Source organism: Roseivivax sediminis (assembly GCF_900112685.1).
GTDB classification, from domain to species: Bacteria; Pseudomonadota; Alphaproteobacteria; order Rhodobacterales; family Rhodobacteraceae; genus Roseivivax; species Roseivivax sediminis.
In genome coordinates, this window is the sequence record NZ_FOMS01000007.1 from 113,879 (window position 1) to 135,370 (window position 21,492).

A 21,492-nucleotide genomic window follows, 5' to 3' on the forward strand; every position below is an offset into this window, starting at 1 on the left:
TCAGTCCCCGCGGTTCATGTCGGCGACGTCGTCTATCGCCTCTTCGGCCTCGTGGCTGACGATCAGCCCGTGCTGCTCTCCGGTCCAGATGCGGATCCCCGCCTGGATGAAGCGGAACAGCAGGAGCGCTGCGCCGAAGGGCAGGATGAAATACGGGATGAAGCGCGGCAGCTTCTCGTAATCGATGCCCTCGTTCATCACCGGCTGGATCCAGCGCAGCCATTCGGGGAAGGGGATGTCGATCACCTCGTACCAGCCGCGATAGGAGGTCCGGGTCATTTCCTCGAAGCCGGTCGGATACCAGCGGCCGGTGGTCTGCGGCAGGTTGGCGAAATTCGCCCAGTAATCCCAAGCGCCCTTCAGCAGGAGCGCTGCATACACGATACAGATCGCCGCCGCCGCCAGCGCCATGCCACGGCGGATCGCCGGCGGCATCACGTTGGTCAGCGCATCGACGCCGAGATTCGCGGTCGTCTTCACGCAATAGCTCACCCCGAAGAGAACGAGCCAGGCAAACAGCAGCGACGTCGCCTCCAGCCCCCAGATGAGACCGGTATTGAAACCGTAGCGGAGCACCACGTTGACGAAGGTGATGATTGTCATCGCGCCGAGGATCAGCGCGATCGCCGTCTCCTCCAGCTCGTGCACGAAGCGCCCGAACATGGTCTCGGGCTGATACTTTCTGGACATGGGATCGCCCCTACCGACAAGCAGATCACAAGTGCCCGGCCCCCGGGGTGCAGGGGGCCGGGCGAGTCGATGCAACCGGATCAGAAGTTCTGGTTGATCAATTGTGCGGCGTCGATGTTTTCCTGTCCGACATCGCCCGAGAACTGCTCCCAAACGGGCTTCATCGTGTCGACCCAGGCCTGGCGCTGGTCGGCATCGAGCTGGCGCACTTCGCCGCCCGCGTCGATGATCGCTTGCTTGGCCTCCTGGTTGACGTTGTAGGATTCCGCGTTGCGGGTCTCCGTCACTTCCTGGACGATGGTAGCGAGCTGTTCGCGCACGCCGTCATCGAGCCCGTCCCACCAGTCGGTGCCGACGACCACGAGGTAGTCGATGATGCCGTGGTTGGTCTCGGTTATGCCGTCCTGCACCTCGAAGAACTTCTGGCCGTAGATGTTCGACCAGGTGTTCTCCTGCCCGTCGACAACGCCGGTCTGCAGCGCGCCGTAGACCTCCGAGAAGGCCATCGGCTGCGGGCTCGCGCCCATCGCCTGCATCTGCGCCTTCAGCACCTCGGAGTTCTGCACTCGGAACTTCAGCCCCTCGGCGTCCGACGGCTCCAGCAGCGGCTGGTTGGCCGACATCTGCTTCATGCCGTTGTGCCAATAGCCGAGACCCAGCAGGCCGCGGCGAGCCATGGATTCCAGCATCTCCTGCCCGGCCTCGGAGGCCTGGAAGCTGTCGACCGCCTCGATGTTCTTGAACATGAACGGCAGATCGTAGATCCGGAAGACCTTGGTGAACTGCTCGAACTTCGACAGCGACGGTGCGGCCATCTGCACGTCGCCCTGCAGCATCGCCTCAAGCACCTGGTCGTCGTTGTAGAGGGTGGAGTTCGGATAGACCTCCATGCAGGCGGAGCCGTCCATCTCCTCGTTCACGCGCTCCTGCAGGAGCGAGGCGGCGATGCCCTTGGGGTGCTTGTCGGTGTTGGTGACGTGGCTGAACTTGATGACGATCTCGCCGTCGTCGCAATCGGCAAGAGCAGTGCCGGCAGTCGCGGAAAGCGCCGCCACGGCGGTGGCGGCCATCAGGAATGTCTTCATGGGTGTCCTCCCGGAACGTCTTTGCATGTCGTGCGAACCTCTCCCCCGAGGTCCGACGGGGGAAAGAGAGCCATTCCTGCGCCGCCGTGCAACAGCGGAGTCGATATTCCGCAAAAATAGATAAAACCGTTTAATATTAGCGGCCTGGATTCTTCCGAACCATCGCGCGACGCCTGACATGTGTGGATTTCCGCACATCTGTTTCCGCCAACATTGCGAAAACCCGCACGCTCCCCTCAGCGGAAGCTCTCGGGCTTCAGCCCGTGCTTCGCGAGCTTGTCGTAGAAGGTCTTGCGCGGCAGCTTCAGCGCCCGCGCCGCCTCGCTCGCCTGGCCACCGGCCCGTGCCAGCGCGCCCTCCAGGAGCGAGCGCTCCACCCGCGCCAATTGTTCGGCAAGGCCGAGCCCCTCGGCTGGCGCGTCGTTTCCCGGCAGCCGCATGGCAAAGCGCATCGCCTCGGACATCAGCGCGCGGGCATTGCCCGGCCAGTCCCGCGACATGAGGTCCGCGACCACGCCGTCGGTGATCTCGGGCGGGCTCAGCCCCGCCTGTTCGCTTGCCTGAGCGACATAGTGGCGGAAGAGCACCGGGATGTCCTCGGGACGTTCCGCCAGAGCCGGGATGCGCACCTCGATCACCTGCAGGCGATAATAGAGCTCCGCCGCCAGCCGCCCCTCCTCGGTCGCGGCGCGCAGGTCCTCGCTGGTGCCGGCGATCAGAGTCGCGCCGCCGCGGTCGAGTGCGTCAGACAGCGCCACCTGGCTGTCGCTCGGCAGCCGCGCGATGTTGTCGAGAAACAGCGTCCCCCCGGCAGAAGCCTGCCACAGCGTTTCCAGCGCCGCGCGATCCAGCCCCTCGGCGGCGCGCTTCTCGAAGCTGCGCTTGGCGCGGGCCGAACACAGATGCACCACTTCCGCGACCTTGGAGATCCCCGTTCCCGGCGCGCCGGAGACGAGGACCTCCGTCCCCGCACGGCCCGCCTGCCGCACCGCATCGCGCAGCGCGGCGGCCTTGTCGGAGACCCCGAAGATCAGCCGCGAGGCGGGATCGCCGCTTTCCAGTTCAGCCTTCAGGCGGCGGTTCTCGAGCACCAGTTCGCGGGTACGCAGCGCCCGCGCGATCACCGCCACGAGGTCCGCGGGAGCGCAGGGCTTCTCGAGGAAGTCGAAGGCGCCCGCCGACATCGCCCGCACCGCCATCGGGATATCGCCCTGCCCGGTCAAGAGGATCACCGGCAGATCCGGGTCGGCAGCGTGGGCGAAGTCCAGGAGGTGAAAGCCATCCCGTCCGGGCATACGGATGTCCGAGACGATGATGCCCTCGAAATCAGGGCCGATATAGTCCTTGGCCTCCACGAAACTCCCGGCGGTGAGCGCATCGTATTCGGCCAGTTCCAGCGACTGGCCCAGCGCCTCGCGCACCGCGGCGTCGTCGTCCACCAGCAGCACCCGCCGAGTCATTGCCCCACCTTCTGCCTCATGCGGCCTCCGCGTCCTCCCAGCGCTCCAGTTCCACGGTGAACACCGCGCCGCCGGCCGCGGCGTTCTCGCCGCGGATCGTGCCCCCGAAGCTCTGTACCAGCCCGTAGCTGATCGACAGGCCAAGCCCCATCCCCTCGCCCACCGCCTTGGTGGAGTAGAACGGATCGAACAGCCGCTCGGGCTCCGCGATGCCGGGGCCGGTATCGGCGATGGATACGCGCGGCGCGGCGCCGTCCTCCACCCGGATGGTCAGACGCTTGTCGTCCTGCCCCGCCATCGCGTCCGCCGCGTTGGAGATGAGGTTGACGAAGACCTGCCCCAGCCGCACCTCGCCGCCGCGCACATGGATCGGTTCCGCCAGCACAGGCCGCTCCAGCGTCACGCCCTCGCGCGCAAGCCGCGCCTCGCTGAGCTCGATGGCGCTCTGCAGCACCGCGCCAAGCTCGATCCGCCCCACCGGCGCGCTTTCCTGCCGTGCGAAGAGGCGCAGGTTCTGGATGATGCGGCCCATGCGTCGGCCCATCTCAGAGATCCGGGCGAAATTCTCCGCCGCCCGCTCCGGCCGGCCGCGGTCGAGGAAGGCGGCGCCGTTCTCCGCGAAGGAGCGGATCGCCATCAGCGGCTGGTTCAGCTCGTGGCTGATGCCCGCGCTCATCTTGCCCAGCGCCGAGAGCTTCCCGGCCTGCACCAGCTCCGCCTGCGCCCGGGTGAGCCGCGCCTCGGCCTCCTGCCGCTCCGCCACCTCGCGGCGGAGCGCGGCGTTGGCCTCCGACAGATCGCGGGTGCGCGCCGACACCCGGCTTTCCAGGTCGGCGTTGGCCACGGCCAGCGCCCGCCGCCGCTCCGTCGCGAGAAACAGCAGCGCGCCGAAGAACAGCACCACCGCCAAAACCGCGCTCGCCTGCAGCGCCGCAAGCCGCCGCGCCGGCGCCACGTCGACCAGCGCCGAGGCGTCAAGCCCGATCACCGGCAGCGCCTCGGTCAGATAGAGGGCGCTTTCGGGCACGTAGGGCGACCAGTCCTGCCTCCGGATCACGTGCCCCGCCCGGCGCACCGTCTCCACCTCGTAGACGCGCCCGGCAGGAGAGATCACCCGATCGCCCTCCCCCCGGCGCCAGCCCAGAAGCTCGGAGCGGTTGGTGGCGACGACGCTGCCCGACGCATCTGTGAAATAGACCGTGGGCAGCGATCCGCGCCAGACCTCCTCCAGCCGCGCGAGATCGACCGACACGACGAGGACCCCCTCGACCCGGCCCGAGGCGCCGAAATGCGGCGCGGCGTAGGAAAAGACCCGCCGCGCCGGCGTGTCGTCCGGCGCGCGCGCCGGCACCGTCTCCAGCCTGGCGCCGAGCGCGCCGCTCCGGGCTCTCTCGAAGAACGGCAGCGCGCCCATCCGCTGCGGCCATGGCCCGCGAGAGGCGGCGAGCACGTCACCCGACAGGTCCGCGTAGACCACCGACAGCGACCCGGTCATGTCGGCACCCTCCTGCAACACCCGGTCCGCCGCGTCCCGGTCGCCACCCGTATGGCGCGCAGTCAGCAGCGGGTGATCGGCCATCAGCACTGCGAACTCGCGATAGCGCTGCAGCTGCGTGACCAGCCGGTCGGCGGCCAAAGCGAGGTCCGACCGCCCGCGCGCGGCCAGCGGATCGAGCGCGGCGCGCACCCCGTAGCTCCAACTCGCCGCGGTGACGATCGCCGCGGCGGCCAGGAAGATCGCCACGAAGGGCGCACGCGAAAAAGACCCTGCCATCACGCCCTCATCTACCAAGCGCGCCCACCGTCGCACCAGCCCCCTCCGGCACGGGCGCGCGCTGCCGGCAACCGGGCGTCCGCGGTCCGATCCCGTGTCAAGGATCGCCGAAGGTGACCGCGCGCATGCGAGGCCCGTCCTTGACGCGGGGGCAGGGCCGCCAGACCACGGATTTGGCGCCGCGAGGGGCGGATCGGCCCCTCAGGCGCCTATCAGCAGGTCGAGCCTACGGCCCAGCCTGGCCAGACACCGGACCCAAAGCGTCACCTTTCCGATGTCACGCCCTCGGCGCGCGGCAGCGCACCGCATGCCACACCTCAAAGCGGCAGCGCCGTTGTCGACTTGATCTCCTCCATCGACAGAAGCGCCGTCACGCTCAGCACCTTCACCTCCGAGATCAGCGCCTGGTAGAAGACGTCGTAGGCGCGCGCATTCTTCACCCGCACCTTGAGTATGTAGTCGATGTCGCCCGCCAATCGGTGCGCTTCCTGCACTTCGGGGCGGGTCTGCAGCGCCTGCAGGAAGCGGCGCTGCCAGTCGGCCTCGTGCTCGGACGTGCGGATGAGCACGAAGAAACAGGCCTCGAATCCCAGCGCTTCGGCATCGAGCGTCACCGTCTGCGCGCCGATCACCCCGGCCTCGCGCAGCTTGCGGATGCGGTTCCAGACCGGCGTCTTGGAGGAGCCCACCGCTTTCGCGATCTCGTCAAGCGATTGGCTCGCGTCGCGCTGCAATTCGATCAGGATTTTCCGATCCGTCTCGTCGATGCGAACCATCGTTCCATCCTCTGCCCGATCCCGGAACCCGCTGTTCCGTCTGACGCCTCTTGTAGAACGAACATCCTTGTTTTCCCACTCCCCTAGCCATGCAGCGGGAAGAAATTCTATATCAGCCCTCAAGTCGACGCACCGGACGCGGGAGCACGAGCCAGATGCAGCACTTTCCGATCTTCATCGCGCTTGCCGGCCGGCGGGTCGTCGTGTCGGGCGGCGGCGACGCCGCGATCGCAAAACTGCGGCTTCTTCTGAAGACCGAGGCGCATCTCACCGTCTTCGCATCCGACCCCGCCGCCGAGATCGCCGCCTGGGCCGAGGCCGGCCGTCTGCGGCTCGTCCGCCGCGCGATGGAGCCTGGCGACGCGACATGCGCCGCGCTGTTCTACGGCGCCGACGAGGATGAGGCCGAGGACGCGCGCACCGCCGCGCTCGCCCGCGCCGACGGCGCGCTCGTCAACATTGTCGATAACCTTGGCGACAGCCAGTTCATCACGCCGGCCATCGTCGACCGCGACCCCGTGACCGTCGCCATCGGCACCGAGGGCGCCGCGCCCGTGCTCGCCCGTGCCATCAAGGCGGACCTCGAGGCACGCCTGCCGCAGACGCTCGGCCCGCTCGCGCGCATCGGCAAGGCGTTCCGCAAGATGGCCGAGGCGCTGCCCATGGGCCGCAAGCGCCGCGACTTCTGGAGCGACTACTATTTCGATGCCGGCCCCCGCGCCTATGAAGAGGGCGGCGAGGACGGCGCCGAGCGCGCGCTCGATACGCTCCTGGACCGTCACCTCGCGTCCGAGGCGCGGCCCGGCCATGTCGCCTTCGTCGGCAGCGGCCCGGGCGATCCCGAGCTTCTGACGCTCAAGGCGCGCAACGCGCTCGATACCGCCGACGTGGTGATCCACGACCGGCTTGTCGCGCCCGAGATCCTTGAGCTTGCCCGCCGCGAGGCGATCCTGATCGACGCCGGCAAGGAAGGCTTCGGCGCGCACACGCCGCAGGGCGACATCAACGACATGATCGTCGACCATGTCCGCGCCGGCGCGCAGGTCGTGCGGCTGAAATCCGGCGATCCCACCGTGTTCGGCCGCCTCGACGAGGAGATCGAGGCCGTGGACGCCCATGGCCTCTCCTGGTCCGTGGTGCCGGGCATCACCGCCGCGTCCGCCTCCGTCGCCGCCATCGGGCAGAGCCTGACGCGCCGCGGCCGCAACGCCTCCGTGCGCTACCTGACGGGCCACGACATGAAGGGCTTCGCCGATCACGACTGGGCCACGCTCGCCCGGCCCGGAGAGGTCGCCGCGATCTACATGGGCAAGCGCGCCGCACGCTTCATCCAGGGCAGGCTGATGATGCACGGCGCCGCGCCCGCGACGCCCGTCACCGTGATCGCCAACGCCTCTCGCGCCGATCAGAAGATCGTCGCCACCACGCTTGCGCAGCTTTCCACCGATCTTTCCGCGGCGGACCTGTCCGGCCCGGCGCTGGTGCTATATGGCCTCGCGCCGCGGGCCGCCGCCGCCGCGCTTCCCGATATCCAGCCCCAGCAGGAGGCGCTCTGATGCCCCGCCAGTTCACCCCCAAGGTCGTCACCGCGAACGCGCTTCTCGAAGGCGACGTGGTGTACCTGTCCGCCGACGGAAGCTGGACGCGCGAGCTGTCGCGCGCCGAGCTTCTGACCGACGAGGCCGACGCCCAGATCCGCCTGATCGACGCGCAGGCCCGCGCGGACGAGGTCGTCGGCGCCTATCTCGCCGACATGGAAGAGGGCGAGACAGGCCCCGAGCCCACCCATTTCCGCGAGGACTTCCGCCGCACCGGCCCCTCCAACTATTTCCACGGCAAGCAGGCCAGCTGAGCCCACACGGCCCCGCGCCTCAGGCCCCGAGCCAAGGAGACCCGCCATGTATCGCTACGACGATTTCGACGCCGCCTTCGTCGCCGAACGCAATCGCCAGTTCCGCGCCCAGGTGGAGCGCCGCATCGACGGCAGCCTCACCGAGGAGGAGTTCCGGCCGCTGCGCCTGATGAACGGGCTCTACCTTCAGCTTCACGCCTACATGCTGCGCGTGGCGATCCCCTACGGCACGCTCGACAGTGCCAAGATGCGCCAGCTCGCCTATATCGCGGAGCGCTGGGACAAGGGCTACGGCCATTTCACCACGCGCCAGAACATCCAGTACAACTGGCCCAGGCTGCGCGACATCCCCGACATCCTCGACGCGCTGGCCGAGGTGGAGATGCACGCCATCCAGACCTCCGGCAACACGATCCGCAACGTGACCGCCGACCATTTCGCCGGCGCCGCGAAGGACGAGATCGCCGACCCCCGCCCGGTGGCGGAGCTGCTGCGCCAATGGTCGACCGATCACCCGGAATTCCAGTTCCTGCCGCGCAAGTTCAAGATCGCCGTCACCGGCAGCCCGAACGACCGTGCGGTGACCGCCGCGCACGACATCGGCATCCGCATCGTGGAGCGCGACGGCCGGATCGGCTACCAGGTGCTGGTGGGCGGCGGGCTCGGCCGCACGCCGATGATCGGCAAGGTCATCAACGACTTCGTGCCGAGCGAGGATCTCCTGCCGTACTGCGAGGCTATCGTGTCGGTCTGGAACCTGCTCGGCCGCCGCGACAACAAGTACAAGGCGCGCATCAAGATCACCGTGCACGAACACGGCATCGAGGCGATCCGCGAGATGGTCGAGAGCCGCTTCGCGGAGCTCAAGCCGGCCTTCTCCGGCGTCGACCAGCAGATGCTCGGCGCGATCGAGGCGCAGTTCGCCGCGCCCGCCTTCAAGTCGGCGCCGACCGATGCCTATGACGCGGCCTACGAGGCCGATCCGACCTTCCGCGCCTGGGCCGACACCAACCTGTGGGACCATCGCGCCGACGGCTACGCCATCGCGCAGATCTCGCTCAAGGCGCATGGCGAGACGCCCGGCGATGCGAGCGCCGAGCAGATGCGCGTGATGGCCGATCTCGCGGAGCGCTTCGGCCACGATGAGCTGCGCATCTCCCACGAACAGAACGTGGTGCTGCCGCATGTCCACAAGTCGGACCTGCCGGAGGTGCACAAGGTGCTGAAGGCGCACGGGCTCGCGACCGCCAATATCGGCCTGGTGTCGGATATCATCGCCTGCCCCGGCATGGATTACTGCGCGCTGGCCACGGCCCGGTCGATCCCGATCGCGCAGGAGATCGCCACGCGCTTCGACGAGTTGAAGATCGAGCACGAGATCGGCGATCTGAAGATCAAGATCTCCGGTTGCATCAACGCCTGCGGGCACCACCACGTGGGCCATATCGGCATCCTCGGGCTCGACCGCGCCGGCGTGGAGAACTACCAGATCACGCTCGGCGGCGATCACACCGAGGCGGCGAGCCTCGGCGAGCGCACCGGCCCGGGCTTCTCGGCGGACGACATCGTCCCGGCGATCGAGACCGTGGTAAACACCTACCTGGCACAGCGCGAGAGCGCAGAGGAGACGTTCCTGCAGACCTACAGGCGCGTCGGCATGGACCCGTTCAAGGCGGCGCTGTATCCGCCCAAGGACAAAGCCGCGGCGCGCAAGGAGGCCGAGGTCAATGCGGCATGAACGGATAAACCCCGGCGAGGACGCCCGCGAGGGCGGATCGAGCGGCCCGGACCTGACCGCGCTGAAGGACCGCGTGGCCCGGCTGAACGCACGCTACCGCCACCACGGCGCCACGGACGTGCTGCGCGGCGCGCTCGGCGATCCCGAGGCGGGGCGCATCGCCATGGTCTCCAGCTTCGGCGCGGAATCGGTGGCGCTCCTGCACCTCGTGGCGATGGTGGACCGGTCCACCCCGGTCCTTTTCATCGACACCCGCCTGCTCTTCGCCGAAACGCTGACCTACCAGCAGGAAGTTGCCGAACGGCTCGGCCTGCGCGACGTGCGCGTCCTGCGCACCGACGAAGAGATGCTGCAATCGAAGGATCCCTACGGCGCGCTGCGCTTTTCGGACACCGACGCCTGCTGCCACCTGCGCAAGACCGTGCCGCTCGAGAATGCCCTGAAGGACTTCGACGGCTGGATCACCGGGCGCAAGCGCTACCAGTCCTCGGGCCGCGCCACGCTCGACTTCTTCGAACTCGAAGAGGCGACGGGCCGGATCAAGGTCAACCCGCTCGCCCATTGGGCGCCCGAGGACGTGCGCGCCTACATGGACGAGAACCGCCTGCCCCGGCATCCGCTGGTGGCGCAGGGCTACCCGTCGATCGGCTGCTGGCCCTGCACCTCCAAGGTGAAGGAGGGCGAGGATCCCCGCGCCGGTCGCTGGCGCGGCGAGCAAAAGGACGAATGCGGCATCCACTTCATCGACGGCCGCGCCGTGAAACAGGGAGAGAGCGCATGAGCGTGATCGTCACCGACCGGGGTTTCGGCCAGGACGACTGGACCGGCGCCTTCACCACGCTGGACGAAGGCGGCACGGCGCCGGGGCTGGACCTGGCCTCCGATACCGATCCCGCCGCGCTCTCGCAGGTGCCCGAGGGAACGGAGCTCGTGCGCATCGCCTTCCCCGCCTCCTCGGACGGGCGCGGCTTCACCCTCGCCCGGCTCCTGCGCCTGCGCGGCTATCGCGGGCGGCTCCGCGCCGCCGGCCATGTCATCGCCGATCAATACGCGATGGCCCGGCGGTCCGGCTTTGACGAGGTGGAGATCGACGACGATCTCGCCGCGCGCCAGCCCGAGGACCAGTGGCGCTTCCGCGCCGACTGGCAGGCGCACGATTACCAGTCGCGCCTGCGCGGCTGATTTCCGGGCAGGACACGCCCGACACAACACGTTTGCACGCAAACAACAGGCCGGCCCCTTCCGGCGGCCGCGAGGATATGACATGACACAGCAGAGTTCCGTGACCGAAGCCGAGGCGAAACCCGTGAACAAGCCCACACTTCCCGACGCGCAGACCGTCACCTCTGTGCGCCACTGGACGGACAAGCTGTTTTCCTTCCGGGTGACGCGGCCGCAGAGCCTGCGCTTCCGCTCGGGCGAGTTCGTCATGATCGGCCTGATGGGCGAGCCCGACGCCAAGACCGGCAAGGCAAAGCCGCTCCTGCGCGCCTATTCCATCGCCTCGCCCTCCTGGGACGAGGAGCTGGAGTTCTACTCGATCAAGGTGCAGGACGGCCCGCTGACCTCGCGCCTGCAGCACATCGAGCCGGGCGACGAGATCATCCTGCGGCCCAAGCCCGTTGGCACGCTCGTGCATGATGCGCTCCTGCCCGGCAAGCGTCTGTGGCTCTTCGCCACCGGCACCGGCATCGCGCCCTTCGCCTCGCTCCTGCGCGATCCGCAGACCTTCGAGGATTACGACGAGGTCATCCTCACCCATACCTGCCGCGAGGTCGGTGAGTTGACTTACGGCGCCGAGCTGATCCAGTCGATCAAGGACGACGAGCTCCTCAACGAGCTGATCGGGGCCGAAAACCTCGCCAAGCTGCGCTACTACCCGACCACCACGCGCGAAGAGAGCCCGAAGATGGGCCGGATCACCGACCTCATGCGCTCCGGCGAGGTGTTCGAGGATCTGGGCGTGGAGCCGATCTCTCCGGACCGCGACCGCGCGATGGTCTGCGGCAACCTCGCCTTCAATCTCGAGATCAAGGAGATCCTCGAGGGTTTCGGGCTCGAGGAAGGCGCGAATTCCGATCCCAAGCATTATGTGGTTGAAAAGGCGTTCCTCGACTGAGGCTCGCCCTTCGCGCGATCACTCCGAGGGCACCGGCCCCAGCTTCAGCCGCGCGCGCAGCGCGGCGAGAACCTCGGGCAGCATGTCCGGGGCCTCCTCTGCGGCGGCCAGGTCGGCCTTGATCTCGGCCTTTTCGCGGCTCGTCATGTCCGACGCGTCGATGAACGCGGCGATACCCGCCCGGTCGTAGCCATCCAGGGTCAGCAGGCGGTGCATGTCGCGCCGGGTCGGCGCCGGAGTCTCGGCGGGCGCTTCGACAGCAGCGTCGGCGTTTTCCGCCGCCGCGGCGACCGCCGCCGCAACCGCGTCCGAGACCATGGTCGCGGGCGCCGTCGCGCCGGTCTCGGCAGCCCGCTCGGCGCCTTCGCTCGCCTCCGCCGCAGCCTCGGCCGCAACGGCGGCAGCGTCGGCGGCGGTGTCGGCCGCGGCCCCGGCGGCATCCGCAGCAGCGCCGGCCGCTTCGGCGGCGGCCGTGTCGGCGGCGTTGCCGGCCCCGGCGGCGGCGTTCTGGGCAGCGGTACTGGCGGCGTTCGCGGCTTCGGCCGCTCGTGCCGCTGCGCCATCCGCCGCCTCGGCAGCGGCGGTCGCGCCGGCGGGATCGTTCTTCACGAAATCGGCCGCTTGCTCCGCTGCCCCCGCGGCATCCCAGGCGGCCACGCGTGCCGCCCGCGCACCCTCCGCGGCGGCAGCGGTCTCGCGCGAGACCTCCCGCGATGACGCCGCCTGGGCCGCCGCAACGGCCTCGATGACCGCCTTCTCGGCCGCCGCCGCTGTACCCTCGGCGGCTTCGACGGCCTCCTCGGTGGCCGTCACCACCGTTCCGGCCTCCCCCGTCCGGGCACCTTCGGCCGTCTCGACGGCATCTTCCGCGGCCGCCTCGGCCTCTTCGGCGGCTTCCTCTGCCCGGATGTCCTCGGGAGCGCCGTCTCCGGCACCGGTGGCGGGGCCTGCGCCCATCCACGCCGCGAGAATCGCCATCAGGCTCAGGGTTCCCGTCATCGGTTTCATCTCGCCATCCTCCGGTTCCGGCCGCGGGCGACGGCGAGCGGCGACTCCGCTGTCCGACACGCGCCGCGGCGCTTGCGGGCGAGCATGGTGCAAACAGACGCCCTGACAAGGCGAAAGCCCTGCCCCGCCGGCCTTTTGCCGCTTGAACCGGGGCGCCGGCACGGCTATTTTCCGCGCCTAACCGCGCAGGACAGATAGGAGCATCGTCATAGCCCGCAGACCTCACAACGCGCCCCCGACGCGCGACACCGGCCCCCGCGTAAACGACCGGATCCGGGTGGCCGAGATTCGGCTTATCGGCGCCGAAGGCGAGAATATCGGCGTCGTGCCGCCCTCCCGCGGTCTTGAGCTGGCCGAACAGGCCGGGCTCGACCTCGTGGAAATCTCGCCCAACGCCACGCCGCCGGTCTGCAAGATCATGGACTTCGGCAAGTTCAAGTACGAACAGCAGAAGCGCGAGGCCGAGGCCCGCAAGAAGCAGAAGACGATCGAGGTCAAGGAAGTCAAGTTCCGCCCGAACACCGATATCCACGACTACGACGTCAAGATGAAGAACGTGGTGAAGTTCCTCGAGAACGGCGACAAGGTAAAGGTCACGCTACGATTCCGCGGACGTGAAATGGCGCACCAGAACCTCGGTCGCAACCTGCTCGAGCGGGTGGCGGAGGACGTGAAGGAGATCGGCAAGGTCGAGAACATGCCGAAGATGGAAGGCCGTCAGATGGTCATGATGATCGGTCCCACCGTCAAGTAGGAGCCGGCCATCGAATGTTGACGAAGGGGCGCCAAAGGCGCCCTTTTTCGTGGCCGACTCCGAAGCGGCGATCACAGAGCGGTAGACCATGCCCGCGGCCCGAACGGTGGGTCCGGTGCCGGACGCTCCGGCCAAGAGGTTACCCCTCCCGCGGGCGCCCGCGCTGCGCGATCTCCTTCAGGAGCCCGCCGACCCCCATGCCGGCGATGTCGCGAGGGGTAACCTCGACGCCGCAGAGGATGCGCTCCATCACCCAATCCGCACCGTTGAGAGCCGGCGAGCGCGCGCAGCCCGGCAGGCCGACCACGGGCCGGCCGCGCAGCTCGCCCAGGAAGAGCAGGTTCCCCGGATCGACCGGCATGCCGTAATGGTGCACGCTGCCGCCCGCCATACGCACCGCCTCCGGCGCCACGTCGGCGATGTCGGAGGTGGCCGAGCCGGTGAGGATCAGCAGCGCCTCGGCGTCGGATGCGGCAAGCGCCTGCGCCAGCGGCCCGTTCTCGTGCGGCACCACGTGCACCGGGGCGAGGTCCACGCCTAGCCGCTCCAGCCGCGCGCCGATGGCAGCCTGCCCCTTGGCACCGTCTTCCGGCGCACCGGCTACCGCGGTCTGGATCAGCTCCGCGCGGCGCAGCGCCACGGGGCGCAGGCGCATTGCGTCGCGGCCCATGGCGGCGGCGCGGTGCAGCGCGACATCCGGCACCGCGTAGGAGATGATCTTGACCGTCGCCACCATCGTGCGCTCGGCCGTGCGCTGCCAGCGCGGCAGCGTCGCCACGGTGATCATCGGATGGATGGCGTTGACCGCGTCGATCTTCTCCGCGTCGATCTGCACCACGCCAGGGCCGGTCGCGAAGAGGTTCACCCGCCCCGTCGCCGCCCGCCCGATGCGAAGCCCCGCCGTCTGCGGATCGGGCACCAGTGCCTCCGCCAGTGCCATCGCGGCCGCGTCCTCGTGCATGTCGCCAGGCTCCAGCCGCGCGGCCACGACCTCCCCGGTGCCGGCCGCCCGCAGCGCCGCAAGGTCGTCCGGCCCGAGCGCCGTGCCCTTCCGGAGCTTGCCGGAGGGCAGCGTCACCGAATGGGCGAGGATCGCGCCCTCGGCCTCCGTGAGTGGCAGCGCGCCGAATTTCACGCCGCGCCCCGCCGCAGGACCTGCGTCATCTCCGCCAGCACAGACACCGCGATCTCGGCCGGCCCCGCCGCCCCGAGGTCGAGGCCGATGGGCCCATGGATGCGGCCGATCTCGGCTTCGGTGAAGCCGGTTTCGGTCAACCGCTCTACCCGCCGCGCATGCGTACGGGTCGATCCCAGGGCGCCGATATAGAAGCACTCCGAGCGCAGCGCGAGGTGCAGCGCCGGATCGTCGAGCTTGGGATCGTGCGTCAGAAGCACCAGCGCGGTCCGCTGATCGAGCCCGATCTCGGCCACCGCCTCGTCCGGCCAGTGGTTCAGGATCCGCTCGCCGGGGAAGCGCGCTTCCGATCCGAAGGCCTCGCGCGGGTCGACGAGCACCGGATCGTACCCGGCGATCCGCGCCATCGGCACCAGAGCCTGCGCGATATGCACCGCGCCCACGACGATCAGCCGCAGCGGCGGGTTGTGGATCGCCACGAAGATACGACCCTCCGGCTCGAACCCGGACCGGTCCATGCGGAACCTCTCCGCATGCCCCTCCCGGTCGAGCCGCCGGGCGCCGGAGTCGAGGTTCGCCACATAGGCGACAGGCTGGCGCGCCGCGCGCGCCTCGACGAGCTCTGCCAACATCTCCTCGGGCATCGCCGAGCCCACGGGCTCCACCAGCACGCGGATGGTGCCGCCGCAGGCCAGCCCGACGGCGAAGGCATCGTCATCGGAGACGCCGAACTCCAGCTCGCGTGCCGCACGTTCCTCCATCGCCTCCAGCGCCTCGACGATGACCGCGCCCTCGACACAGCCACCCGAGACCGAGCCCTCGATCTCCGCATCGCCCGAGATGGCAAGCTGCGCACCCACGCGCCGCGGCGCCGATCCCCATGTCTCGGTCACCGTAGCCAGCGCCGCGCCCTTACCGGCCCGGTGCCAGGCCAGCGCGGCCTCGGGAATCGAATCGAAACGTTCCGAAGACGATACGGTCTTGTCCATTCTGGCGCCCTCCTGGTGCCTGATGTAGGCGCTCCGGTCCGCCATGTCGCCCCCCGCGAAGGTCCCCCTTCTACGGCCCGCTGACCCTTCTTCTCGTCTCCAATACTCTCGGGGAGCGCGAGGGGCAGACAGCCCCTCGCCGGCCGCCGCTCAGGGCCGCGTCACGTCGTGACCATAGAGCCAGTCGAACCCGCCCATCAGCCGGTCCGGGGCCACCGTCCCGACGATACGCAGGACGGTATGCGCGGCGAGACGCAGTGGCGGCGTACGCAGGTGATATTTCCACGCATTGCCGTCGGCCGTGGCGATCACCCGCGCCACCCGGCCGCGGCGGCGCGTCTGGTAGGCATGCAGGCGCTCGGCAAGGCTGCCGGGCAGGTCCAGCGCATCCGCCAGAACCCATGCATCCTCCAGCGCCATGTTCGCCCCCTGCGCCAGGAACGGCAGCGTCGGATGCGCCGCGTCGCCCAGAAGGGCCACGCCCGCTCCGTGCCAGCGCGGGGCGACCGGGTGACGGAAGAGCCCCCAGAGCCGGGGGGCGTCCACTTCCGCCAGAAGACGCGCCGCCGGCCCGCCGAACCGCGCGAACGCCCGCGCGAGGTTCTCCGGCCTGTCGACATGGTCCCAGCCTTCGGCAGCCCAGTCGCGACGGGACTCCACGGCGACGAGGTTGACGACGGAGCCGTCGCGCAGCGGATAGCTCACGACGTGGCGACCCGGCCCCATGTGCACGCGCGCCTCGGCCGGGTGGCCGGTCACGTTGGGCACGACGGCGCGCCAGGCGACCTGGCCGGTGAAGCGCGGGGCCGCGGCGCCGTTCAGGGCCGGGCGCAGGACCGAATGCAACCCGTCGGCGCCGAGGATCAGGTCGGGGCGGACCTCGCTCTGCGCGACGCGCATCCTTGGCGGGGTGCCTGGCGTCACGCCTGTAATCTCCGCGCCGAAACGCAGCGTCGCGCCCGCCGCTTCGGCGCCCCGCGCCAGCAGGTCCACGAGGTCGGCGCGGTGCACGAAGCGGTAGCCTTCGGACAGCCCGCGCGCGGCCAGATCGAGCCGAAGCACTTCGCGGCCCGCCCGGTGGTCGCGCAGCGACACCGCCGCAGCCCGCGGCGCCGCGTCCAGCCCGCCGGCCAGCCCCAGCGCCCGCAGCACCGCCAGTCCGTTCGGGGTGATCTGCAGCCCCGCCCCGACCTCGCGCAGCGCCGGCGCCCGCTCGTGCACCGTCACGCGAGCGCCGCGCTGCGCCAATGCCGTCGCGGCGGCGAGCCCGCCGATCCCGGCCCCGATCACCGCGATGTCCATGTCGGCCAGCGTCATCTGCACCTCCCGTTGAACGCGAAGCGCCGGAGCTCTCGCCCCGGCGCTTCAGCCCTGTCCCGAAGGGCCGGTGTCCTCAGTCGTCGCGATGCACCTTCTCGCGGCGCTCGTGGCGTTCCTGCGCCTCGAGGCTCATCGTCGCGATCGGGCGTGCATCCAGCCGCTTGAGCGAGATCGGCTCCCCGGTGACCTCGCAGTAGCCGTATTCACCTTCCTCGATCCGGCGCAGCGCGCTGTCGATCTTGGCAACGAGCTTGCGCTGGCGATCGCGGGTACGCAGTTCAAGCGCACGGTCGGTTTCCTCGCTCGCGCGGTCGGTGACGTCGGGGATGTTGCGGGTGCTGTCCTGCAGCCCCTCGATCGTGTCACGGCTGTCGGCGAGCAGGTCGTTCCTCCACATGATGAGCTTGCGGCGGAAGTACTCGAGCTGCCGGTCGTTCATGAACGGTTCGTCGTCGCTCGGTCGGTAATCATCGGGAAGAAACGATTCAGGTTTCATGGCGCATCCCTTATCCACGCCGATATCTGCCATCTTGATTTCCCCAGATATCAGGCACCCCTTAGGCGCTGCACTTAACCCAAGGTCCGTTGAATGTCACTACTCAATCGCGCGGAGTCCCGGGGAATTCCGGGCCGCTTTTGCGGCCGCCGCATACCCGCGCATACCGAGCCCCGCAGCGGTGGCACGGTGTCCCCGGCTTGCCTTCGCCCGGCCCGGACACTACCCCTCGCGACAGCTTAAAGGAGGATGCGCGATGCGTTTCGAAGGCACCGACAGCTACGTGGCAACCGGCGATCTGACGCTCGCGGTGAACGCCGCGGTCGCGCTCGAACGCCCGCTTCTGGTGAAGGGCGAACCCGGCACCGGCAAGACGGAGCTGGCCCGCCAGGTGGCCGAGGGGCTGGGCCTGCCGATGATCGAATGGTCGATCAAGTCGACCACCAAGGCGCAGCAGGGTCTCTACGAATACGACGCGGTCAGTCGCCTGCGCGACAGCCAGCTCGGCGACGAACGCGTCAACGACGTCGCGAACTACATCCGCAAGGGCAAGCTGTGGCAGGCCTTCGAGGCGGAGAACAAGGTCGTGCTGCTGATCGACGAGGTCGACAAGGCGGATATCGAGTTCCCCAACGACCTGCTGCAGGAGCTCGACCGGATGGAGTTCCATGTCTACGAAACCGGCGAGACGGTGCGCGCGCGGCATCGCCCGATCGTCATCATCACCTCCAACAACGAAAAGGAGCTGCCCGACGCCTTCCTGCGCCGCTGCTTCTTCCACTACATCCGCTTCCCCGATCCCGAGACGCTGAAGAAGATCGTCGCGGTACACCATCCCGGCATCAAGTCCGAGCTTCTGAGCGCCGCCCTGACCCAGTTCTACGAGATCCGCGAGACGCCGGGGCTGAAGAAGAAGCCCTCCACGTCCGAAGTGCTCGACTGGCTGAAGCTGCTGCTGGCGGAGGATCTGGACCCGGCGGACCTGCGCCGCGACGGCGCGACGGCGCTGCCGAAGCTGCACGGTGCGCTCCTGAAGAACGAACAGGATGTGCACCTGTTCGAACGCCTCGCCTTCATGGCGCGGCGCGCGGGGCGCTGAGCCCCGGCGCCGCTACGATGGCCGGCATCGCCATGTGGCACCCGCGTCGCGCCCGCAGGAGCGCCGCGAGTGTTGCCGAACTGCACGGCGCAACGCATTGAAAGAAATAAAAGTTAACTAATCTGACCGGATTGGGATCCATTTTCGCGTCGGTTGCGGCGCAAACCGGATCAAACACCCGGATTTTACCCTATAGTCCACCCAGCACCGACAAGACCGTCGGCGATCACTCGGACGAACCGAGACAGCAACAGGCACGACACCATGGCCGCACACCCCCTCGCTCCCGTCCGCGGCCCGGCCCGTCGCCCCGTCCGCCGGCGGCGCGGCGCCACGCCGCTGCGGCGCCTGACATTCGCCGCCGCCCTGACGATCACCGCCTGCGCCCCGGCCGCGCCGGAGATCGGCCCCGAGATAGCCACCCGAGCGGCCCTGGAGGATGCGCCCGCCCTGCCCGCGATCAAGAGCTTCGCGGCGCCGCGCCTTGCCCCGGCCGATGTCTCCAACGCCGATCTCGATCGGGACGTGCTGGATCTCGGCTTCACTCTGGAATCGGGCCGCAACCTGCCGGTGCTGACCCGCTTCGAGGCGCCGATCCGGGTGCGCGTTCTCGGCGCTACGCCCCCGACCCTGCGCTCCGACCTCGACCGGCTGCTGCACCGGTTGCGCACCGAGGCCGGGATCGACATCGCCCGCGGGGGTGCCGAGGCGCAGATCACCGTGCAGGCCGTTCCGCGCAGCGAGATCCGCCGCCACCTGCCACAGGCCGCCTGTTTCGTCGTGCCCAATGTCGGCTCGCTCTCCGACTACCTCGCAGCGCGCCGCTCCGCGCTGCTGTCCTGGTCAAAGCTCGCGGTGCGCCGCCGCGTCGCCGTCTTCGTGCCCAGCGACACCAGCCCGCAGGAGGTGCGCGATTGCCTGCACGAGGAACTGGCCCAGGCGCTCGGCCCGCTCAACGACCTCTACCGGCTGCCGGATTCGGTCTTCAACGACGACAACGTGCACACGGTGCTGACCGGATACGACATGCTGATGCTGCGGATCTTCTACGACCCTGCGCTTGCCTCAGGCATGACCCGCCAAGAGGTCGCCGCCCGCCTGCCGGACATCCTCGCCCGGTTGAACCCCGCCGGCGAGGGCCGCCCGGCAGAGAACCTGGGCCGCACGCCCCGCGCGTGGATCGAGGCGATCCAGACCGCGCTCGGCCCCGGCGCGCCGGAGGAAGCGCGCTACGGCGCGGCGCGGCGTGCGCTCCAGGTGGCCTCCGCGATGGGCTGGCAGGATCACCGGCGCGGCTTCTCGCACTATGCCATGGGCCGCATCCTGCAGACCCGCGACCCCGATGCCGCCTATGCCGAGTTCCGCGCCGCCGACCGGATCTTCGCGCGCTCGCCGCGCACGGCCCTGCACCGTGCCTACGTCGCCTCCCAGCTCGCGGCGCACGACCTGGCGCGCGGCCGCGCCGAGGCCGCGCTGGCCCGGATCCGCCCGCATCTCGACATCGCCGCGCGGCACGAGAACGCCGCGCTCCTGTCGACGCTCATGCTGCTGCGCGCCGAGGCGCTGGAGCTGTCTGGCCAGGTGAGCGAAGGCCGGTCGGTGCGGCTGGACAGCCTCGGCTGGGCGCGATACGGCTTCGGCGCCGACTGGGCGGTGCGCGCGAAACTGCGCGAGATCGCCACGCTGAACCCGTTGAAAGGAGGCCCCGGCCGCTTATGATCGTGCTCGTCATGGCCATCGCCGGCGCCCTTCTGGGCGGCAACACCGCGCGCCGCCGCAAGGGCAATGCCGCGGACATGGCGCAATACGCCGCCGGCTACGCCATCCTCTTCGCGCTTGTCGGCCTGATCGCGACCATCGTGATCGAAAAGACCATGGCCTGACACGGCGCGCGCCCGCCTCCCTTCTTCTCGTTCCAAATACTCCCGCCGGAGGCGTCCGCACCCTCCGTCCCGCGCGCCGGCACGTCCCCCATCGCCAGCGCCGCCGCGATGCCCTACAACGCACCCCATGTTCGTGCCCTTCTTCGATACGCTCCGCAGCGCCGGCGTCCCGGTCAGCCTGCGCGAATACCTCACCTTCCTGGAGGCGATGCGCGCCGGCCTCGCCACCTACGACGTGGAGGCCTTCTACTACCTCGCCCGCACCTCGATGGTGAAGGACGAGCGCCACGTCGACCGCTTCGATCGCGTCTTCGCCCATTGCTTCAAGGGGCTGGAGGATATCCGCCCGGAGGAGGTGCTGGAGGCGATGGACCTGCCCGAGGACTGGCTCACGAAGATGGCCGAAAAGCACCTGACGGAAGAGGAAAAGGCCGAGATCGAGGCTATGGGCGGCTTCGACAAGCTGATGGAGACGCTGAAAGAGCGCCTGAAGGAACAACAGGGCCGCCACCAGGGCGGCAACAAGTGGGTCGGCACGGCCGGCACCTCGCCCTTCGGCGCCTACGGCTACAATCCCGAGGGCGTGCGCATCGGCCAGGACGGGTCGCGCCACCAGCGCGCGGTGAAGGTCTGGGACAAGCGCGATTTCAAGGATTTCGACGACCAGGTCGAGATCGGCACCCGCAACATCAAGGTCGCGCTCAAGCGCCTGCGCAAATGGGCCCGCGACGGCGCGGCCGAAGAACTGGACCTCTCGGGCACGATCCGCGCGACGGCCGAGCACGGCTATCTCGACGTGAAGACCCGGCCGGAGCGGCGCAACGCGGTGAAGGTGCTGCTGCTTCTCGATGTCGGCGGATCGATGGACGCGCATGTGAAGGTGGTCGAGGAGCTGTTCTCGGCCGCGCGGGCCGAGTTCAAGCATCTCGAACATTTCTACTTCCACAATTGCCTGTACGAAGGCGTCTGGCGCGACAACCGCCGCCGCTGGGACGCGCAGACCGGCACCGACGAGATCCTGCGCACCTATGGCAGCGACTGGAAGTGCATCTTCGTCGGCGACGCCTCGATGAGTCCCTACGAGATCGCCATGCCGGGCGGCGCCAACGAACACTGGAACGCCGAATCCGGCCAGGTCTGGCTGGAACGCGCGCGCGCCCAGTGGCCGGACCACCTGTGGATCAACCCGGTGCCCGAGCGCTACTGGGACTACACCCAGTCGATCGGCATGATCCGGGAAATCTTCGACGACCGCATGGTGCCGATGACGGTCGACGGCATCGACCGCGGCGCGCGGATGCTGTCGCGCTAGCG

The 21,492-nt window shown here is 69.1% G+C and carries 21 protein-coding genes; 11 read left to right on the plus strand and 10 right to left on the minus strand.

Annotated features, from left to right (window positions below):
- The 5 genes from F3H57_RS12380 to F3H57_RS12400 all read right to left on the minus strand — a co-directional run bounded on the left by F3H57_RS12380 (position 1) and on the right by F3H57_RS12400 (position 5,785).
- Positions 1–690 carry a TRAP transporter small permease gene (locus tag F3H57_RS12380; protein ID WP_149756227.1) on the minus strand — a complete coding sequence of 230 codons (690 nt, stop codon included), beginning with the start codon at positions 688–690 and terminating at the stop codon, positions 1–3.
- An 80-nt stretch (positions 691–770) separates the two neighbouring features.
- Positions 771–1,775, minus strand: coding sequence for a DctP family TRAP transporter solute-binding subunit (locus F3H57_RS12385; protein ID WP_188129677.1), 1,005 nt, complete (start codon positions 1,773–1,775; stop codon positions 771–773).
- Between the two features lie 236 nt (positions 1,776–2,011).
- Positions 2,012–3,235, minus strand: a complete 1,224-nt coding sequence (locus tag F3H57_RS12390; protein ID WP_149756228.1) for a sigma-54-dependent transcriptional regulator — start codon at positions 3,233–3,235, stop codon at positions 2,012–2,014.
- Positions 3,236–3,251: 16 nt separating this feature from the next.
- Positions 3,252–5,009 carry a sensor histidine kinase gene (locus tag F3H57_RS12395; RefSeq protein ID WP_149756229.1) on the minus strand — a complete coding sequence of 586 codons (1,758 nt, stop codon included), beginning with the start codon at positions 5,007–5,009 and terminating at the stop codon, positions 3,252–3,254.
- Between the two features lie 317 nt (positions 5,010–5,326).
- The gene (locus F3H57_RS12400; protein ID WP_149756230.1) at positions 5,327–5,785 is read right to left on the minus strand and encodes an Lrp/AsnC family transcriptional regulator; all 459 of its coding nucleotides are present in this window, start codon (positions 5,783–5,785) and stop codon (positions 5,327–5,329) included.
- A gap of 155 nt (positions 5,786–5,940) precedes the next feature.
- On the opposite strand from F3H57_RS12400, the gene cysG reads away from it, so the two are divergent.
- From cysG to F3H57_RS12430, 6 genes are all read left to right on the plus strand, one after another.
- The gene (gene cysG, locus F3H57_RS12405; protein WP_149756231.1) at positions 5,941–7,341 is read left to right on the plus strand and encodes a siroheme synthase CysG; all 1,401 of its coding nucleotides are present in this window, start codon (positions 5,941–5,943) and stop codon (positions 7,339–7,341) included.
- Entirely contained in the window at positions 7,341–7,637 is a 297-nt protein-coding gene (locus tag F3H57_RS12410) for a DUF2849 domain-containing protein (RefSeq protein WP_149756232.1), read from the plus strand. Before cysG ends, F3H57_RS12410 begins: the two co-directional genes overlap by 1 nt.
- A gap of 46 nt (positions 7,638–7,683) precedes the next feature.
- The gene (locus F3H57_RS12415) at positions 7,684–9,375 is read left to right on the plus strand and encodes a nitrite/sulfite reductase (RefSeq protein ID WP_149756233.1); all 1,692 of its coding nucleotides are present in this window, start codon (positions 7,684–7,686) and stop codon (positions 9,373–9,375) included.
- Positions 9,365–10,156: a phosphoadenylyl-sulfate reductase gene (locus F3H57_RS12420; protein WP_149756234.1), complete on the plus strand. Its 792-nt coding sequence runs from the start codon at positions 9,365–9,367 to the stop codon at positions 10,154–10,156. Before F3H57_RS12415 ends, F3H57_RS12420 begins: the two co-directional genes overlap by 11 nt.
- Positions 10,153–10,557 (plus strand): DUF934 domain-containing protein, encoded by a 405-nt coding sequence (locus tag F3H57_RS12425; protein ID WP_149756235.1) that lies wholly within the window; start codon positions 10,153–10,155, stop codon positions 10,555–10,557. Before F3H57_RS12420 ends, F3H57_RS12425 begins: the two co-directional genes overlap by 4 nt.
- Positions 10,558–10,639: 82 nt before the next feature.
- A complete protein-coding gene (locus F3H57_RS12430; protein WP_149756236.1) occupies positions 10,640–11,494 on the plus strand; it encodes a ferredoxin--NADP reductase in 855 nt (284 codons plus the stop codon).
- Between the two features lie 18 nt (positions 11,495–11,512).
- Here the strand turns inward: F3H57_RS12430 and F3H57_RS12435 are convergent, their stop codons facing one another.
- Complete coding sequence (locus F3H57_RS12435) at positions 11,513–12,502, minus strand: hypothetical protein (RefSeq protein WP_149756237.1); 990 nt, start codon at positions 12,500–12,502, stop codon at positions 11,513–11,515.
- A gap of 208 nt (positions 12,503–12,710) precedes the next feature.
- Between F3H57_RS12435 and infC the strand changes: the two genes are divergently transcribed.
- A complete protein-coding gene (gene infC, locus F3H57_RS12440) occupies positions 12,711–13,256 on the plus strand; it encodes a translation initiation factor IF-3 (protein WP_149756238.1) in 546 nt (181 codons plus the stop codon).
- Positions 13,257–13,395: 139 nt separating this feature from the next.
- On the opposite strand, the gene F3H57_RS12445 is transcribed toward infC, so the two are convergent.
- The 4 genes from F3H57_RS12445 to dksA all read right to left on the minus strand — a co-directional run bounded on the left by F3H57_RS12445 (position 13,396) and on the right by dksA (position 17,196).
- Positions 13,396–14,391 carry a molybdopterin-binding protein gene (locus tag F3H57_RS12445; protein ID WP_149756239.1) on the minus strand — a complete coding sequence of 332 codons (996 nt, stop codon included), beginning with the start codon at positions 14,389–14,391 and terminating at the stop codon, positions 13,396–13,398.
- Positions 14,388–15,380: an XdhC family protein gene (locus F3H57_RS12450; RefSeq protein WP_149756240.1), complete on the minus strand. Its 993-nt coding sequence runs from the start codon at positions 15,378–15,380 to the stop codon at positions 14,388–14,390. Before F3H57_RS12450 ends, F3H57_RS12445 begins: the two co-directional genes overlap by 4 nt.
- Positions 15,381–15,530: 150 nt before the next feature.
- Positions 15,531–16,697, minus strand: coding sequence for an FAD-dependent monooxygenase (locus F3H57_RS12455; protein WP_149756241.1), 1,167 nt, complete (start codon positions 16,695–16,697; stop codon positions 15,531–15,533).
- Between the two features lie 76 nt (positions 16,698–16,773).
- Positions 16,774–17,196, minus strand: a complete 423-nt coding sequence (dksA, locus tag F3H57_RS12460) for an RNA polymerase-binding protein DksA (RefSeq protein ID WP_149756360.1) — start codon at positions 17,194–17,196, stop codon at positions 16,774–16,776.
- A 256-nt stretch (positions 17,197–17,452) separates the two neighbouring features.
- Between dksA and F3H57_RS12465 the strand changes: the two genes are divergently transcribed.
- The 4 genes from F3H57_RS12465 (at position 17,453) to F3H57_RS12480 (ending at position 21,490) form a co-directional block, all read left to right on the plus strand.
- On the plus strand, positions 17,453–18,295 hold the full coding sequence (locus F3H57_RS12465) for an AAA family ATPase (protein ID WP_149756242.1): 843 nt from the start codon (positions 17,453–17,455) through the stop codon (positions 18,293–18,295).
- 339 nt (positions 18,296–18,634) lie between these two features.
- Positions 18,635–20,014 (plus strand): DUF2927 domain-containing protein, encoded by a 1,380-nt coding sequence (locus F3H57_RS12470; protein ID WP_394349833.1) that lies wholly within the window; start codon positions 18,635–18,637, stop codon positions 20,012–20,014.
- Positions 20,011–20,178, plus strand: a complete 168-nt coding sequence (locus F3H57_RS12475) for an apolipoprotein acyltransferase (RefSeq protein WP_149756244.1) — start codon at positions 20,011–20,013, stop codon at positions 20,176–20,178. Before F3H57_RS12470 ends, F3H57_RS12475 begins: the two co-directional genes overlap by 4 nt.
- A gap of 127 nt (positions 20,179–20,305) precedes the next feature.
- On the plus strand, positions 20,306–21,490 hold the full coding sequence (locus F3H57_RS12480; RefSeq protein WP_149756245.1) for a vWA domain-containing protein: 1,185 nt from the start codon (positions 20,306–20,308) through the stop codon (positions 21,488–21,490).
- Positions 21,491–21,492 lie beyond the last annotated feature (2 nt).

Coding starts and splice junctions, on each gene's coding strand:
- F3H57_RS12395 (WP_149756229.1), bottom strand. CDS start 5,009: ATGGCAGGGTCTTTTTCGCGTGCGCCCTTCGTGGCGATCTTCCTGGCC.
- F3H57_RS12430 (WP_149756236.1), top strand. CDS start 10,640: ATGACACAGCAGAGTTCCGTGACCGAAGCCGAGGCGAAACCCGTGAAC.
- F3H57_RS12385 (WP_188129677.1), bottom strand. CDS start 1,775: ATGAAGACATTCCTGATGGCCGCCACCGCCGTGGCGGCGCTTTCCGCG.
- F3H57_RS12390 (WP_149756228.1), bottom strand. CDS start 3,235: ATGACTCGGCGGGTGCTGCTGGTGGACGACGACGCCGCGGTGCGCGAG.
- F3H57_RS12420 (WP_149756234.1), top strand. CDS start 9,365: ATGCGGCATGAACGGATAAACCCCGGCGAGGACGCCCGCGAGGGCGGA.
- F3H57_RS12425 (WP_149756235.1), top strand. CDS start 10,153: ATGAGCGTGATCGTCACCGACCGGGGTTTCGGCCAGGACGACTGGACC.
- F3H57_RS12415 (WP_149756233.1), top strand. CDS start 7,684: ATGTATCGCTACGACGATTTCGACGCCGCCTTCGTCGCCGAACGCAAT.
- F3H57_RS12380 (WP_149756227.1), bottom strand. CDS start 690: ATGTCCAGAAAGTATCAGCCCGAGACCATGTTCGGGCGCTTCGTGCAC.
- F3H57_RS12455 (WP_149756241.1), bottom strand. CDS start 16,697: ATGACGCTGGCCGACATGGACATCGCGGTGATCGGGGCCGGGATCGGC.
- F3H57_RS12480 (WP_149756245.1), top strand. CDS start 20,306: ATGTTCGTGCCCTTCTTCGATACGCTCCGCAGCGCCGGCGTCCCGGTC.
- dksA (WP_149756360.1), bottom strand. CDS start 17,196: ATGAAACCTGAATCGTTTCTTCCCGATGATTACCGACCGAGCGACGAC.
- F3H57_RS12450 (WP_149756240.1), bottom strand. CDS start 15,380: ATGGACAAGACCGTATCGTCTTCGGAACGTTTCGATTCGATTCCCGAG.
- F3H57_RS12410 (WP_149756232.1), top strand. CDS start 7,341: ATGCCCCGCCAGTTCACCCCCAAGGTCGTCACCGCGAACGCGCTTCTC.
- F3H57_RS12400 (WP_149756230.1), bottom strand. CDS start 5,785: ATGGTTCGCATCGACGAGACGGATCGGAAAATCCTGATCGAATTGCAG.
- F3H57_RS12435 (WP_149756237.1), bottom strand. CDS start 12,502: ATGAAACCGATGACGGGAACCCTGAGCCTGATGGCGATTCTCGCGGCG.
- F3H57_RS12475 (WP_149756244.1), top strand. CDS start 20,011: ATGATCGTGCTCGTCATGGCCATCGCCGGCGCCCTTCTGGGCGGCAAC.
- cysG (WP_149756231.1), top strand. CDS start 5,941: ATGCAGCACTTTCCGATCTTCATCGCGCTTGCCGGCCGGCGGGTCGTC.
- F3H57_RS12465 (WP_149756242.1), top strand. CDS start 17,453: ATGCGTTTCGAAGGCACCGACAGCTACGTGGCAACCGGCGATCTGACG.